This window comes from Maricaulis maris (assembly GCF_003634045.1).
GTDB classification, from domain to species: Bacteria; Pseudomonadota; Alphaproteobacteria; order Caulobacterales; family Maricaulaceae; genus Maricaulis; species Maricaulis maris.
On sequence record NZ_RBIM01000004.1, the window covers coordinates 351,159 to 365,875 of the forward strand.

17 protein-coding genes are annotated in these 14,717 nt (G+C 60.1%); 9 read left to right on the top strand and 8 right to left on the bottom strand.

Translation table 11 applies throughout. The annotated features are described in order from the left end of the window. Nucleotides 1-5: 5 nt before the first annotated feature. Complete coding sequence (gene mnmE / locus C7435_RS10250; RefSeq protein ID WP_121211293.1) at nucleotides 6-1,322, bottom strand: tRNA uridine-5-carboxymethylaminomethyl(34) synthesis GTPase MnmE; 1,317 nt, start codon at nucleotides 1,320-1,322, stop codon at nucleotides 6-8. A 4-nt stretch (nucleotides 1,323-1,326) separates the two neighbouring features. Then, entirely contained in the window at nucleotides 1,327-1,575 is a 249-nt protein-coding gene (locus C7435_RS10255) for a DUF6489 family protein (RefSeq protein ID WP_075190181.1), read from the bottom strand. Nucleotides 1,576-1,622: 47 nt separating this feature from the next. Here C7435_RS10255 and C7435_RS10260 point away from each other — a divergent pair, with 47 nt between their 5' ends. Next, nucleotides 1,623-2,321, top strand: a complete 699-nt coding sequence (locus C7435_RS10260) for a dienelactone hydrolase family protein (RefSeq protein ID WP_075190182.1) — start codon at nucleotides 1,623-1,625, stop codon at nucleotides 2,319-2,321. Nucleotides 2,322-2,422: 101 nt separating this feature from the next. Continuing rightward, nucleotides 2,423-3,247 carry a LytTR family DNA-binding domain-containing protein gene (locus C7435_RS10265; RefSeq protein ID WP_147422677.1) on the top strand — a complete coding sequence of 275 codons (825 nt, stop codon included), beginning with the start codon at nucleotides 2,423-2,425 and terminating at the stop codon, nucleotides 3,245-3,247. Between the two features lie 16 nt (nucleotides 3,248-3,263). Here C7435_RS10265 and C7435_RS10270 read toward each other — a convergent pair whose 3' ends face one another. After that, nucleotides 3,264-3,908, bottom strand: coding sequence for a glutathione S-transferase family protein (locus C7435_RS10270; RefSeq protein WP_121211296.1), 645 nt, complete (start codon nucleotides 3,906-3,908; stop codon nucleotides 3,264-3,266). A gap of 173 nt (nucleotides 3,909-4,081) precedes the next feature. Here C7435_RS10270 and C7435_RS10275 point away from each other — a divergent pair, with 173 nt between their 5' ends. After that, nucleotides 4,082-4,963 (top strand): glycerophosphodiester phosphodiesterase family protein, encoded by an 882-nt coding sequence (locus C7435_RS10275; RefSeq protein ID WP_170150428.1) that lies wholly within the window; start codon nucleotides 4,082-4,084, stop codon nucleotides 4,961-4,963. A 63-nt stretch (nucleotides 4,964-5,026) separates the two neighbouring features. Next, the gene (locus C7435_RS10280) at nucleotides 5,027-6,001 is read left to right on the top strand and encodes a quinone oxidoreductase family protein (RefSeq protein ID WP_121211299.1); all 975 of its coding nucleotides are present in this window, start codon (nucleotides 5,027-5,029) and stop codon (nucleotides 5,999-6,001) included. Nucleotides 6,002-6,014: 13 nt separating this feature from the next. Here C7435_RS10280 and rho read toward each other — a convergent pair whose 3' ends face one another. The 4 genes from rho to hemE form a co-directional block, all read right to left on the bottom strand. Next, entirely contained in the window at nucleotides 6,015-7,325 is a 1,311-nt protein-coding gene (gene rho, locus C7435_RS10285) for a transcription termination factor Rho (protein WP_075190187.1), read from the bottom strand. Between the two features lie 223 nt (nucleotides 7,326-7,548). Next, nucleotides 7,549-8,004 carry a CopD family protein gene (locus C7435_RS10290; protein ID WP_121211434.1) on the bottom strand — a complete coding sequence of 152 codons (456 nt, stop codon included), beginning with the start codon at nucleotides 8,002-8,004 and terminating at the stop codon, nucleotides 7,549-7,551. Nucleotides 8,005-8,025: 21 nt separating this feature from the next. After that, nucleotides 8,026-9,066 (bottom strand): ferrochelatase, encoded by a 1,041-nt coding sequence (gene hemH / locus C7435_RS10295; protein WP_407658357.1) that lies wholly within the window; start codon nucleotides 9,064-9,066, stop codon nucleotides 8,026-8,028. Nucleotides 9,067-9,082: 16 nt separating this feature from the next. Continuing rightward, on the bottom strand, nucleotides 9,083-10,120 hold the full coding sequence (gene hemE, locus C7435_RS10300) for a uroporphyrinogen decarboxylase (RefSeq protein WP_121211302.1): 1,038 nt from the start codon (nucleotides 10,118-10,120) through the stop codon (nucleotides 9,083-9,085). 445 nt (nucleotides 10,121-10,565) lie between these two features. On the opposite strand from hemE, the gene C7435_RS10310 reads away from it, so the two are divergent. From C7435_RS10310 to dnaQ, 5 genes are read left to right on the top strand one after another with little or no spacing between them, the layout of a single operon-like run. After that, nucleotides 10,566-11,405 carry a pyruvate, water dikinase regulatory protein gene (locus tag C7435_RS10310; RefSeq protein ID WP_075190191.1) on the top strand — a complete coding sequence of 280 codons (840 nt, stop codon included), beginning with the start codon at nucleotides 10,566-10,568 and terminating at the stop codon, nucleotides 11,403-11,405. Then, nucleotides 11,402-11,992, top strand: a complete 591-nt coding sequence (locus C7435_RS10315; protein WP_121211304.1) for a Maf family protein — start codon at nucleotides 11,402-11,404, stop codon at nucleotides 11,990-11,992. The genes C7435_RS10310 and C7435_RS10315 overlap by 4 nt, the downstream gene beginning before the upstream one ends. Then, nucleotides 11,989-12,831 carry a shikimate dehydrogenase gene (gene aroE / locus C7435_RS10320; RefSeq protein ID WP_121211305.1) on the top strand — a complete coding sequence of 281 codons (843 nt, stop codon included), beginning with the start codon at nucleotides 11,989-11,991 and terminating at the stop codon, nucleotides 12,829-12,831. Before C7435_RS10315 ends, aroE begins: the two co-directional genes overlap by 4 nt. Continuing rightward, nucleotides 12,831-13,433, top strand: a complete 603-nt coding sequence (gene coaE, locus C7435_RS10325; RefSeq protein ID WP_075190303.1) for a dephospho-CoA kinase — start codon at nucleotides 12,831-12,833, stop codon at nucleotides 13,431-13,433. The genes aroE and coaE overlap by 1 nt, the downstream gene beginning before the upstream one ends. A 16-nt stretch (nucleotides 13,434-13,449) precedes the next feature. Next, nucleotides 13,450-14,142 (top strand): DNA polymerase III subunit epsilon, encoded by a 693-nt coding sequence (dnaQ, locus tag C7435_RS10330; protein WP_121211307.1) that lies wholly within the window; start codon nucleotides 13,450-13,452, stop codon nucleotides 14,140-14,142. Between the two features lie 6 nt (nucleotides 14,143-14,148). Here dnaQ and secB read toward each other — a convergent pair whose 3' ends face one another. Next, on the bottom strand, nucleotides 14,149-14,667 hold the full coding sequence (gene secB / locus C7435_RS10335) for a protein-export chaperone SecB (protein ID WP_075190195.1): 519 nt from the start codon (nucleotides 14,665-14,667) through the stop codon (nucleotides 14,149-14,151). Nucleotides 14,668-14,717 lie beyond the last annotated feature (50 nt).

The following is a 14,717-nucleotide window of genomic DNA, read 5'->3' on the forward strand; positions in this document are numbered from 1 at the left end:
TTGGCCTATTTGCCGATACAGAATTGCGAGAAGACTCGGTCGAGAATGTCTTCAACGTCCACCCGGCCCGTCAGACTCCCCAGCGCCCGAACTGCAAGGCGTGCATCCTCGCCAGCGAGTTCCGGCGCATCGGCGAGGTTGTCGCGACACCGGACCAGGGCCTCCAACGCGGCCTCCACCGAGCGTCGATGACGCGCCCGGCTCAGCGCCGGCATCTCCCGCGCCGACAACCGCTCTCGCACAATCGCCTCAATCCGCGCCTCCAACTTCCCGACACCCTCACCCGACTTCGCGCTGAGCCGATAGGCACCGTCGCGTCCTGACCGGGGCGCCAGGTCGAGCTTGTTGAGAACGAGTAGATCGCCGTCCACGAGACGGCCTTGAAGGTCCTTCAACTCGTCATCGGAACGGGCATCGGCCACACCGATCCGCAGATCGGCATGTTCAGCGCGATCCAATGCCCGCCGCACGCCCTCAGCCTCGATCGCATCGACCGCCTCGCGCAGCCCGGCTGTATCAGAGATCACCACCGGGAAACCCGCGAGCGTGAGCTGAACCTCGACAATATCCCGCGTGGTGCCCGGGATGTCCGTAACGATAGCCGCGTCTCGCCGCGCCAACCGGTTCAGTAGGCTCGATTTGCCGGCATTGGGCGCCCCAATCAACGCAATCGAAAAGCCGGTCCTCACCCGCTCGCCGCGCCGGCCATCATCGAGATGGGCAAACATCGAGGCGATCAGCTCGGACAAGGGCGCGTGTGCGGCGTGCGACAAAGCGTCCGGGACATCCGCTTCATCCGGGAAATCAATCTCCCCCTCGATAGAGGCCATCGCCGTGATCAACCGCTCGCGCCAACCATCATACAACTGACGCAGCGCGCCAGACATCTGCGACAGCGCCTGGACCCGCTGACCCTCGGTTTCGGCCTCGATGAGATCGGCCAGGCCTTCCGCCTCGGTGAGATCGATCTTCTCATTCTCGAATGCTCGACGGGTGAACTCCCCGGCCTCTGCCGGCATGCCACCGGCCTCATCCAGCGCCTCCAGAACCGCCTCGATCACCGCAGGACCGCCATGCACGTGAAACTCGGCACTGTCCTCACCGGTGAAGCTGCCCGGTCCCGGAAACCAGACCACCAGGCCGCGATCCATCAGGACACCGGACGCATTGCGAAGCCCGCGCAAGACCGCCTGCCGCGGCGCCGGACGTGGCAGGCCCGCGATCGCATCGAGCATGCCGCCAGCGCCGACCCCGGACAGACGGATAACCGCCACTCCGGAGCGTCCAGCCGGCGTCGCAAGGGCGTAAACTGTTGTATTCAACGGGCTATCGGTCCTTGCCACCGCCGGGAACACCGCCTGCCTGGCGCATCATGTCCATGAATTGATTGGTCATTTGCCCACCTACAGCGGACCATTGACGCATCAGAGCCTCCGGCTCCATCGATTCCAGATTGGCCTCGGTCCGCCGCACGACCTCATCCACCATCGCCTCATTGATCCGGGAAACATCGGGAAGACCCAGAAAAGTCCGGGCCTCCTCGGGCGTGCAATCAATGTCGATCTTGACCTTCATTCCGGCCTCGCTTGAACTGTTCGAAGACTACTCAACAGGAGCCCCCCATGACAGGTCAATATATCTCCATCAACACAGCTGATGGAGCCTTTTCCGCTTACCGTGCCGTGCCCGCCTCCGGCACGGGACCCGGCGTGCTTGTCCTGCAGGAGGTTTTCGGGGTCAATGAGGGCATGCGGCAAATCTGCGACGGTCTCGCTGAAGCCGGCTTTGTCGCGCTTTGCCCCGATCTGTTCTGGCGTGCCGAGCCCGGCATCGAACTCGACGATCATGTTGATGCGGATCTGAAACGCGCCTTCCAGCTCTATGGCGAATTCGACCTCGACACCGGCATGCGCGATGTCGCCGCGGCGCTGGCGCATCTGCGAGCCGATGAGGCGTGCACCGGCAAGGCAGGCGCCATGGGTTATTGTCTCGGCGGCATGCTCGCCTATCTGACCGCTTGCCGCACCGACAGCGACGCCACGGTCGGTTATTATGGCGTCGGGATAGAAGCCCGGCTCGGCGAGGCCGACGCGCTCGATCGCCCCCTGCTTCTGCATATCGCCGGCAAAGATCAGTTCGTGTCCCCGCAGGCCCAGGCCGACATCCACGCCGCCTTCGACGATCATCCGATGATCCGCCTGGAAGACTATCCCGACGAAGACCACGCCTTCGCCCGTCCCGGCGGCAGGCATTATTCCGAAAAAAGCGCTGGCCGGGCCAACGGGCTGACGCTGCAATTTCTCCGCGAAATCCTGCGTTGACCCTCATCGTCACGCGGGCGTGATTACCGTGATCGTCCATCTTGCGTCACAATGCTGGGCCGTGCCGACACTCGCGCACCAACGAAAACCGGAATATAGCCTTGGCCCTCGTCGATGACCTCAGGGAAGTCCGCTTCGCCGGCTTCCCAATCCGCCCGCCCTTCCTCGCCATGACCACAGCGGCATGGCTCGTCTGCCTGTTGGTCTTCTCCGCCGCCAGCTGGGTCGACATTGTTCGCAACAATCCCGGTGCACCCTACCTGCCAGTCCTGCTCGGCTGGACGCGCGGCATGGCACCATGGCTCATCCTGTTCCCGCTCGTATTCAAACTCGGGGCGCGCCACGCCAACTCCCGGCCCAGGGAAACGCTCACATCCGCCTTGACCGCTGGCGTCATTTCAATGACCGCCGTCGCCGCCTACGCCGCGATTGCCTTTTCAATCGGGACCGATCGCAGCCCGGTCCAGACCCTGATTGATTTCGGCCTGCAGGCCTTTCTCTGGGATATCGTTTTTTACGTTGTGACCTTCCTGCTCGGCCGGCAAATGCGCCCGACGATCGATCCGCGAGCGTATCGCTCACCAGAGTTCGGCTCGCTGGCGGTCAAGTCCAGCGGCCGGGTCGAATATGTGCCCGTTCGTGATATCCTCGGCGCCACCGCGCAGGGCAATTACATCGCGCTACACCTCGCCGATCGGGATGTCCTCCACCGGACCACGATGGCCCAGCTTGAGCATGCCCTGACCGATGCCGGCTTTGTACGCATCCACCGCTCCCACCTGGTCAATCCGGCCTGTATCAGCATTGCGCGCTCACGCGGCGAAAGCTTCCGTATTGTCGAACTGACCAACGGAACACAATTGCCGGTCTCCGACCGTTATCGCAACGAGGTCCGTGACCAGCTCGACCAACGCGTCATCGCGTGAAAACCAAATCCCGGCGTCAGGCCGGTACCGCATCAACAGCGCTCGCCACACTCCAGCCCGGACGGGCCGTCAGGCGCGCAAAATAAGCCGTCACGGCTTCCGGTGCGTCCTCGAGCTGTTTGATGATTTTCAGCAGGAAAAGCATATAACCCACGGAAATATCGGCAGCGGTGAAGCGGTTGGCGGCAAGATAATCACGCCCCGCCAGACCATGATCAGCCAGCATCGCCAACACCTTGACCGTATCGGACTTGGCCGAACGGGCAATCACCGGATTTCGCGCCTTCTCCGGCAATAGCGCTGTATGCGCCAGCAAAAGCGTAACCGGCATGAGCATGCCGCTCTCCCCGAAATGCAGCCATTGCAGATAAAGGTCGTAATCGGCCTCGTCCGGCGTCACCTCCAGCTCGGTCGGACCATAGCGCCCCATCAGGTATTGCAGGATCGCGACCGACTCGAACATGACACGGCCCTTGTCTTCCAGGGCCGGCACTTTGCGCAGGGGGTGGATCGCGGCATAGGCCTCGTCACCCGCCGGGCGTTGGGCGAAAGCTACCTGCTCCAATTCGTAGGGCAGGCCCATTTCCTCGACCAACCAGCGGACGCGAACCGAGCGGGTCCGCGGGGCGTGGAAAAGACGGAGTCCGGATTTATCGACCATGGAAATTCTCCCCGTTTCTGATCTTGAAATCTTGTTCTTGTCGTTGTGGCGACATTGAAGCCAAATATACCTGCGCTGGCCATCGCAAACCACGCATGCCGACGATACAGTCCCGCGCCCGGATCGAAGATCCCGCGATCACCAGTCGCCAATGCCTCGCAAAGGAGCTCCGTATGCGCGCACCCCTGATCGCCAGCCTGTTTGCCGGCCTGGCCGTGGTCACAGCTTGCGAAAGCCAGCTGGCCGCAACGATCGCGGCTCCAGCAGCGCCAGCCTTGGCCCTCACCTGTTTTCGCGAAAACGGCCATGCCATGCTCGCCGCGCACCGCGGTGGACCGGCGGCTGGGTATCCGGAAAACGCCCTGTCCAGTCTACAACGTCTGGCCGACCTCGGCGTGCTTTATGCCGAAGTCGACGTCCGCCGCTCGGTCGATGGCACGCTCTTCCTGCTGCATGACGACACACTCGATCGCACCACCACCGGCCAGGGCGATGCGGAAGGCCAAGACTGGTCGGAGCTTTCCGGCTTTCAATTGCGTGACAATGACGGGCAACTGACCGAAGAGCGCATTCCCACCCTCGCCGACGCCGTCAATATCGCGCGCGTCAATGGTGTCATTCTCAATCTCGACCTGAAATCCGTCGATGCCACCGAGATTGTGTCATTCATCCATGATCACGACGCCCGTGATCTGGTCGCCATCATCGCCTACACCGTGGACGATGCAGCGGCCTTGCATGCCCTCGATCCGGGCCTTGTGCTGTCGGTTCCGAATGAACTCGCCGCTCTCGCTGCCGCCGGCGTCAATCTCGAGACAAGCTATATCTGGCTGGGAACCGGTGCGATCGACGCCAGTGCCGACGCCGCCCTGGCAGGGCAGGGACTGGAAAGCTCCGCTGGCCTGTTCCGCCGGGAAGACGGCAGCGCCGATCCATATCTGGAAGCCCGAGCCGCCGGCATTGAACTTCTTTCCATCGATAATGTGGATGCTGCTGTTGCCGCACTGGGCGGATCCGCGCAGCTGAAGGACCAGATTGCCACCTGTGCGCCCTAGCAAGACGACAGCCCCGCCCCACATAGGCAGCAGACAGTCGCGCCATTCATACAGGATCACACAATGAGCCACTCAATCCGCATCCACGAGACTGGCAGTCCTGCGGTCATGAAGCTGGTCAACACCAATCCGGCGACACCCGGCCCCGGTCAGCTCCTCATCCGCCATGCGGCAATCGGCGTGAACTATATCGATACTTATCACCGGTCCGGCCTCTATCCCGTTCCGCTGCCCAGCGGTATCGGACTGGAGGCAGCCGGCATCGTTGAAGCGGTCGGAGCGGATACCGACGGTTTTGCACCCGGTGACAGGGTCGCTTACGGCAATGGTCCGATTGGCGCCTACGCCACCCTTAACCTGGTCGCCGCCAATCGCGTTGCCAAACTCCCGCCAGGCGTCGATTTCGAGTCCGCCGCCGCGATCATGCTCAAGGGTATGACAGCGCGGTATTTGCTCAAGGAGACCTATCCGGTCCAACCCGGTGACACGATCCTCTATCATGCCGCCGCCGGTGGGGTGGGCCTGTTGATGTGCCAGTGGGCGCGCGATCTCGATGTCACCCTGATCGGCACCGCCAGTACCGATGAAAAATGTGCCCTCGCCCTGTCGATGGGGGCGACCCACATGATCAATTCAACACGCGAGGATATTGTTGCCCGCGTGCGCGAGATCACGGGCGGTAAAGGTGTCCCGGTCGTCTATGACGGGGTTGGCAAGGCGACTTTCGAAATATCCCTGGACTGCCTGCAACCGCGTGGCTTGCTCGCAACCTTCGGCAATGCGTCAGGACCGGTCACGGGCGTTGATCTGGGAATATTGACGCAGAAAGGCTCGCTCTATGTCACCCGGCCATCACTGGGACATTATGTTGCCAGCGATGATGCCCTTGCCGCCAATACAGCAGACGTTTTTGATGCTGTTGCACGCGGTGCGCTGAACATCACCATCAACCAGCGATATGGCTTGGACGAAGCCGTGCGGGCCCATGAAGACCTTGAAAGCCGACGAACGACAGGGGCCAGCATCCTGATCCCCTAACATTTGCTCAGCCTTACGTGTTCATCGAGTCGAAGAACTCGTCATTGGTCTTGGTCTGACGCAGCTTGTCGAGCAGGAACTCGATCGCATCCTGGGCACCCATCGGGTTAAGGATGCGGCGCAGCACATACATTTTCTGAAGCTGGCCACGATCCACCAGGAGTTCCTCTTTCCGGGTACCGGATTTGAGGATGTCGATGGCCGGGAAGACGCGTTTGTCAGCCACCTTGCGATCAAGCACGACTTCCGAGTTACCCGTACCCTTGAACTCTTCGAAGATGACTTCATCCATCCGCGAACCGGTATCGATCAGCGCTGTGGCGATAATGGTCAGCGATCCGCCATGCTCAATATTCCGGGCGGCACCGAAGAAACGTTTCGGGCGCTGCAACGCATTGGCATCAACACCACCGGTCAACACCTTGCCCGAGGACGGAACAACCGTGTTGTAGGCCCGACCAAGTCGCGTAATCGAGTCGAGCAAGATCACCACATCGCGGCCGTGCTCGACCAGTCGTTTGGCCTTTTCAATAACCATTTCAGCAACCTGAACGTGGCGCGTGGCCGGTTCATCGAAGGTCGAGGAAATCACCTCACCCTTCACGGTCCGCTGCATGTCGGTCACTTCTTCCGGACGTTCATCAATCAAGAGCACCATCAGATAACAATCCGGGTGATTGCTCTCGATGGCGTGGGCAATGTTCTGCAACAGGACCGTCTTGCCGGTCCGGGGCGGTGCCACGATCAGTCCGCGCTGGCCCTTGCCGAGCGGCGAGACAATATCGATGACCCGACCGGAACGATCCTTCACCGTCGGATCGGCCAGCTCCATGTTGAAGCGGCTTTCGGGATAAAGCGGAGTCAGATTGTCAAAATGGACTTTGTGACGCGCTGATTCCGGGTCCTGGAAATTGATCGTCGAGACCTTGAGCAGTGCGAAATAGCGTTCACCGTCACGCGGGCTGCGGATTTCACCCTCAACCGTATCACCGGTCCGCAGGCCGAATTTACGGATCTGGGTCGGCGAAACATAGATATCATCGGGTCCGGCCAGATAATTGGACTCCGGCGAGCGCAGGAAACCGAAACCATCCTGCAAGACTTCCAGAACACCCCCGCCATGAATCTCGACATCGCGCTCGGCCAAGGCCTTGAGAATGGCGAACATCATGCCCTGTTTGCGCAATGAGGAAGCGTTCTCGATTTCGAGCGCCTCGGCAAATTCAAGCAATTCTGTCGGCTTTTTCTCCTTGAGACCCTGCAGCGTCATGCGCTCCAGACCTTCAAGCAGGGCGGGGACGGGTACGGTATTTTCGTCGGTCATGATGATACTATCAGCTCAAGCACAAGAGCGTGGCCGAACAAGGCCTTACGCGATCAAGCAAGCCGGGCGCCGCCATTGCGGAGGTAACCCGAGAATTGAGGAGCAGACGGGCGCGCTGTGTTCCACGCGTCTCACGTCACGAAAGAAAGGATCCTGAGAAAGGAGCTTGGAAACCCTTGCCATGCAGGTTGCCCATCGTCAAGCGCCAGCGCAACACAGCTGGCTAGTTCAGGGCAACTACAGCCACCAATACAATCCCGATCGCGCCCACGAAAGGCAATTCATTGAGCATGCGATAGCGCTTGCCCGGCCAATCATTGGTCCCCGCCTGGAAGTGTTTGAACCGCGCGGCAAAAACATGATGCAGGCCGGTCATGGCAATAATCAGCAGGAATTTGGCGATCCAGGCCCAATCCAGAAAAATTGACCAGCCACCTGCCCGCTCCATATTCGCCCAGACCAGCGCCAAGCCGAACAGCCAGGTGACAATCATGGCGGGGTTCATGATGATTTTGAGCAGGCGTTGTTCCTGCAGCTTCAGCGTTTCATCAAGCTCACCGCCCGACGTCGCGTCGCAATGATAGACATAGAGCCGCGGCAAATAGAGAAGCCCCGCCATCCAGGCAATCACCGCCAGGATGTGGAAAGCCCGCAACCAATCGTATGCTGCCAACAACATGCCCAAATCCATTATCTGATATCACGCCGCAGATTGGCACGGGCATCCGCTGCAGTCAGCCGGACAAATCCGCTCATGCCCTTCCGGACGCAGGCCCGACCCACCTTGCAAAGCCTCACCAACAAGATTGGCCAAGGCCTCGATGAAAATCGGATCACTGCCCAGCGCCGGCACGCGGACATAGCTCGAGATCCCCAATTCTTCAGCTATTTTTGCATATTCCTCGTCCAGCTCAACAAGCGTTTCAATATGTTCCGACACAAAGGCGATTGGCGATAACAGGATGGATTTGCCATCAGCTGCCGCCTTGCGAATGGCCTCATCGGTCGATGGCCCGATCCACTCCAATGGCCCCACCCGACTTTGATAACAGGTCTCGACATCCGGAAATTCCGGCAATTGCTGGCGAACCGCCGCAACGGTCTGTTCGACCTGCCATTGATAGGGATCACCGGCATCAATGATTTTTTTCGGCAAACCATGAGCCGAGAACAACAAGCGCACATTCTCCGGCCTGCCGGCCTTCTCCCAGGTTTTCCGGATCAGTGCTGCATGGGCATCGAGAAAAGCGGATTCGGTCGGATAACAACAAATCGCATGCGTTTCCGGACCACCTGCATCGCGCCACGCCTTCAGCGATGACCCCGTCGTCGTCGTTGAAAATTGCGGATAGAGCGGCAAAAGCACTGTGTCATCCGGCTGCCAGGCCTTCACTTCGGCCGCAACATCATGGGTGAACGGGTGCCAATAGCGCATCGCCGGCCAGATCCGGATGTCATGATCCGGCCATTGCGGTGACAGGTGATCGGCCAAGGCATTGGCCTGCCGGATCGTCTCGGGCAAAAGCGGTGATCCACCGCCCATCTTGGCATAATTGGCTTTGGCTTCCTTGGCCCGAACGGTTGAAATGAACAGGGCCAGCGCCTCGCGGATCAAGCCCGGAGCCTGAATGATTGCCGGATCACGAAACAGGTTCCGCAAAAACGGCCGCACAGCATCCGGTCCATCCGGACCGCCCAGATTGAACAGGATAATCGCGAGTTTCTTGCGCCCGTCGCTCACTGCCAACTCCCCGAAATCAGCCACGGGACCGGATCCGCGCCAATAACTGCTCGACATGGCTTACCGGCACATCCGGAGTAATGCCATGTCCCAGATTGAAGATATGGGGCCGCCCGGCCCAACTATCCAGCAACCGGTCAATCTCACTGTCGAGCGCTCGCCCTCCAGCTCTCAGCGCGGCCGGGTCCAGATGCCCCTGCACCGCCATGCCGGCCGGCAGAACCGACTGTATCCAGGCCGGGTCAACCGAAGTGTCAACAGCGATCGCCGTTACACCGGTCTCCCGGGCATATCGCGGATACAGCGTACCGGCGCCGCGCGGAAAACCGATGATCGGTACATCAACACCAGCAGCGCGCACCGCTTCGATGATCCGCTTGGTCGGGCGGATGATCACCCGTTCGAACAGGGGCTGGGGCAAACCCTCCGCCCAGCTATCGAACAGTTTGAGGACTTCGGCACCACACCGGGCCTGCATCACCAGATATTCCGCCGTGACATCGGCGATCCGGTCCATCATCGCATCGAATGCTTCGGGATGTTCCCATGCCGCGACCCGGGCCCGGAACCGGTCCTTCGATCCACCACCCTCGATCATGTAGGTCGCCACCGTCCAAGGCGAACCGGCAAAACCGATCATTGTTGTGGTCTCCGGCAATTGCGGCACCACGCGCTTGAGCGTTTCACCCACCGGCGCCAGCACGGCCTCGGTCTGATCGGTTCGCAATTGCTCGAACAGCCTGGGGTCGAAGGGTTCAAGCTGCGGACCTTCACCGGTCACGAACCAGACCTTGCGACCCAGCGCGATCGGCACCAGCAGGATATCGGCAAACAGGATGGACGCATCAAAGCCAAAACGCCGGATTGGCTGCAATGTCACTTCGGCGGCCAGATCGGGAGAAAAACAGAAATCGATGAAGTTCTTCGCTCGGGAACGAACCTCGCGATACTCGGCGAGATAACGGCCAGCCTGTCGCATCAGCCAGACAGGCGGTGGTGCGACGGTTTCACCGGCAAGCACCTGAAGCATGGGTTTTTTGATCGTGTCATTCATCCGCCCTGCTTAGGCATGTCTTATCGACGGATCAATCTGTCCCCTTCATCTCTCTAATAATATTAAAAGGATTGTTGAGGTTTGTGGGGGCGTGAATGACGTGGATGATCCGGGTTTTGCCCGCTGCCCGGGTTAGTATGACCTCAAAATTTTCTTCCACATTGGCTAGCCAAGCGAGAGCGGCAAAAAGAAAATCAGTCTTTTGTCTCAGCCAGTTATCGCGCATGATTTATGTGGAATGACAGTGGAAAACAGGTTCTTTGGCAAGCATGGCCTGAAAGTTCATCCACAGGCATTTCCACATAGCTGCGGCATGTGGACAGTGTTGTGGGTTGTTCGTGGTAAGACCGGGTACTACTCACATGTCTCAGGAGCCGATTGCTGAGTTGGGGAAAACAGCCCAACTTATTAACAATTGGTAAACGCTAGCCCGGTACCCGGCCTCATGCCTCCCACGAATTCTCCTTTTGATACCTGCTTTCACATCCACATGGTCTCGGACTCGACCGGTGAGACCCTGATGGAGGTCATGCGGGCCTCGGTTGCCCAGTTTGAAGGAACCAGTCCGCTCGAACATCTCTATGCGCTGGTGCGCTCATCGAAACAGCTTGATCGAGTGCTGGATGAAGTCGCCGCCTATCCGGGCGTGGTGATGTACACGATCGTCAATGCCGATCTGCGCCGAGAACTGGAAACCCGCTGTGTTGAACTGGGTGTGCCGGCGATCGCCATTCTTGATCCGATGCTGGCAACACTGAGCGCTTATCTCGGTCGGCCGGTCGCCAGTCGTGCCGGTGCCCAACGATCACTGGATGCTGATTACTATCGCCGGATCGACGCGCTGAATTACGCCATGGCGCATGATGATGGCCAGGGGGATGATTTTGAAGGCGCCGATATCGTGTTGCTCGGCGTCAGCCGGACCTCGAAAACCCCGACTAGTGTCTATTTGGCCCACCGCGGGTTTCGGGCGGCCAATATCCCGCTGGTCAAGGATGTGCCCTTGCCGCCGGCGATCTTCAATCTTCGCAATCCGCTGGTTGTCGGCTTGACGGCGTCGCCGGAGCGGATCGTGCAGATCCGGCGAAACCGCCTGCTCAGCCTCAATGAGGACCGCGACACGAATTACATCGATGATTTTGCGGTGCGGGAGGAAATCCTGTTCGCCAAGCGTCTTTACGCTAAACACAAATGGCCGACCATTGATGTCACCCGCCGTTCGATCGAGGAAACAGCGGCAAAAATCATCAACCTTCTCATGGAAAAACGGAATCTCACCGTATGACCCGGTTCATCCTGGCCTCCGGCAGCCAGATACGCGCCCAAATACTCACACAGGCCCACATCCCCTTCGAAGTTATCAAAGCGGATGTTGATGAGAGTGTGATCAAGGCCGAGCGGACGGATCTTGATCCGCGTGACATGGCGCTGTGTCTCGCTGGTGCAAAGGCGGATCCGGTATCACGGGCTTATCCGGATGCCCTGGTCCTGGGTGCCGACCAGACAATGGAGCTGGATGGCGAATTACTCGACAAATTACCGGATGCAAGTCTGGCGCGCGCCCGTCTGGAAAAAATGCGGGGCCGCCTGCATCAATTGCATTCCGGTCTCGCCATGTTGAAAAACGGCAAGACGGTGTGGTCCCTGCAACAGACATCGACCATCCGTGTCCGCGATTTCTCGAATGACTTCCTGGAGAACTATCTTCAACAAGCAGGGAGCGCGTTGACGGCCAGTGTCGGAGCCTACGCCTATGAAGGTTTGGGCGCGCAATTGTTTGAAAGCGTCGATGGTGACTATTACGCCATTCTCGGCTTGCCTCTTTTGCCGCTGATCGCGGCACTGCGCCAACACGGAGCGCTCGTCACATGACCCCTACCGGTGCGGCCCGACTTGCCGGTGTCACCGGTGACCCGATCTCCCACTCCCTGTCACCCGTGGTGATGCAGTACTGGATCGAGGCGGCCGGGATTGATGCGCTTTACGCACCATTTCCGATCAAACCGGAAGATTTCGACAGTGCGGTTCGCGGTCTCGCCAAAACCGGTTGTCGCGGTCTCAATGTGACCCTGCCGCACAAGGAAGCAGCCCTGGAAATTGCGGCAGCAACGTCCTCCACGGCGCGAGCGGTCGGGGCGGCCAACCTGCTGACATTCACCGCGTCCGGCATCCATGCTGACAATACTGACATTTCCGGGTTTCTCTATGCTCTTGAACCGGCCAATCTCGATTATACAAAGACCCAGGCGCTGGTGTTCGGCGCCGGCGGTGCGGCGCGAGCCTTGGTCTATGCACTCCTGACAGTCGGGGTCGCGCAAGTGTCGATCTGTAATCGCAATACCACGCGCGCCCAGGGCTTGGCGCGGGAGATTGCGCCTGATGCCGGTATTATTCCGTGGGATGCCCGCGATGATGCGTTGGCCGGCAGCAATCTGATCGTCAATGCGACCTCTTTGGGTTTGAACGGCACCGAAGACCTTGTGCTCGACTGGCAGCGGGTGGCACCGGGTAGTGTTGTGTTTGATTCGGTCTACACACCTTTGAACACGGGATTTCTGGCCGGTGCCCGTCAACGGGGTCTGACCGCGATCGACGGGCTGGACATGCTGATCGGCCAGGCCCGACCGAGCTTTCAGGCTTTTTACGGCCGACCCGCCCCCCACATTCCCGATCTCCGTGATCGCCTGGTGCGTCGGCTTGAGGCCAAATGATGTTGCGGGTCGGGCTGACAGGGTCGATTGGCATGGGAAAATCGGCCACGGCGCAGATCCTGCGCGAGGCTGGCATACCGGTATTCGACTCTGATGCCGCAGTTCATGCCCTTTACGCGCGAGGTGGAGCGGCGGTCGATGCGGTCGGCCAAGCCTTTCCGGGCGTGGTCATCGATGGCGCGATTGATCGTCGGCGCTTGGCCGAGGCTCTGAATGCCGACCCTGCCGGCTTCGAGGTTCTGGAGGGTATTGTCCATCCACTCGTCAACGAGGCACGCGAGGCCTTTGTGGCGGAACAGGCGGCGGCTGGACACAATATCCTGGTTTTCGACGTGCCGCTCTTGTTTGAAACCGGTGGCGACAAGCATGTCGACGTGGTGATTGTCGTGCATGCCCCGGATGATGTGCGCCGCGCCCGGGTCTTGCAGCGACCCGGCATGACGGCGGCCAAGCTGGACGCCATTATCGCCCGGCAGCTGGCTGATTCGGTCAAGCTGGAACGTGCCGATCACGTCGTGGAAACATCCGGTGGCATCGAGGATGCGCGGCGCCAGGTCGCGACCATCATCACGGCACTGAAACGGCGGGCGGCCGACACGTAGAACGAGGGCGGACGAGATGCGTGAAATAGTCTTCGATACCGAGACCACGGGCCTTGACCCCAATAATGGCGACCGGATCACCGAACTTGGCTGTGTCGAGATCATCGACTACATCCCGACCGGCAAGACCTTCCACGCCTATGTGAACCCCCAGCGTTCCGTTCCCAAGGAAGTGGTCGACATCACTGGCCTGACGACCGAATTTCTCGCCGACAAACCCTTGTTTGACGAAGTCGGGCCGGAGTTTGTTGCCTTTGTCGGCGATGCGACCCTGGTCGCCCACAATGCGCCCTTCGATCGCGGTTTCATCAATATGGAACTGGCCCGCCTGGGCATGGACATCTATCCGGACAATCGCTTCAAGGACACGGCCCGGATCGCGCGGGCGAAATTTCCCGGCTCTTATGTGTCGCTGGACGCGCTCTGCAAACGCTTCGACATCTCGCTCGACACCCGTGACAAGCACGGCGCTCTGATCGACTCCTTCCTGTTGGCGGAAGTCTATCTCGAACTGATGGGCGGCCGTACGCGGGCGCTTGACCTGTCGGGACAAGGGGCTGGCGGTGACGGCAAGGTGATGTTTCCGGCTCGACCGGCGCGAGCTGCGGCACTGGCTTCCCGCCAGACAGAATCAGAGCGCGCCGCCCATGCCGCCTTTATCGACGAAATGGGCGAAAACGCGCTCTGGAAAAAACTGACGCTTCAGTAGGTTCAGTTAGTTGGCAGCGGCCGGATCGCCATTGCCATTGCTGTCCGGGCCCGGAACGGCGGCAGCGCGCTTGGCCAGCTGGGCGCGGTAGAGGCCGGCGAAATCGACCGGATCCAGCATCAGCGGCGGGAAATTACCGTCGCGCGTGACATCACCCAGGACGCGGCGCGCGAAGGGGAAGATCAGGCGCGGGCACTCGATCAGCAGGAAAGGTTCGCGCTCGCTATCGCCAACATTGGCCATCTGGAAGAGACCGGCATAGGAGAGCTCGGCGATGAAGACGACCGTGTCTTCGCGTGTCGCCTTGGCGTTGATCGTCAGTACGACTTCATAAGTGTCGTCGCCGGCGGTACGGGCCTGGACGTCAATGCCCAGATCAATTGCCGGGGTCTGTTGACCGGGACGCAGCGTGTCCGGCGCGCCGGGGTTCTCGAAGGACAGGTCCTTCACGTATTGGGCGAGAACGCGCAGCTGGGGCGCTTGGGCCGCAGCGTTGTCGGCGGGCGTGGTGGGTGCGTCGGTCATGGAACTCCCCGAATGGGTCTGTAAACGGCTGGCCATATCGGCCGGGTCTG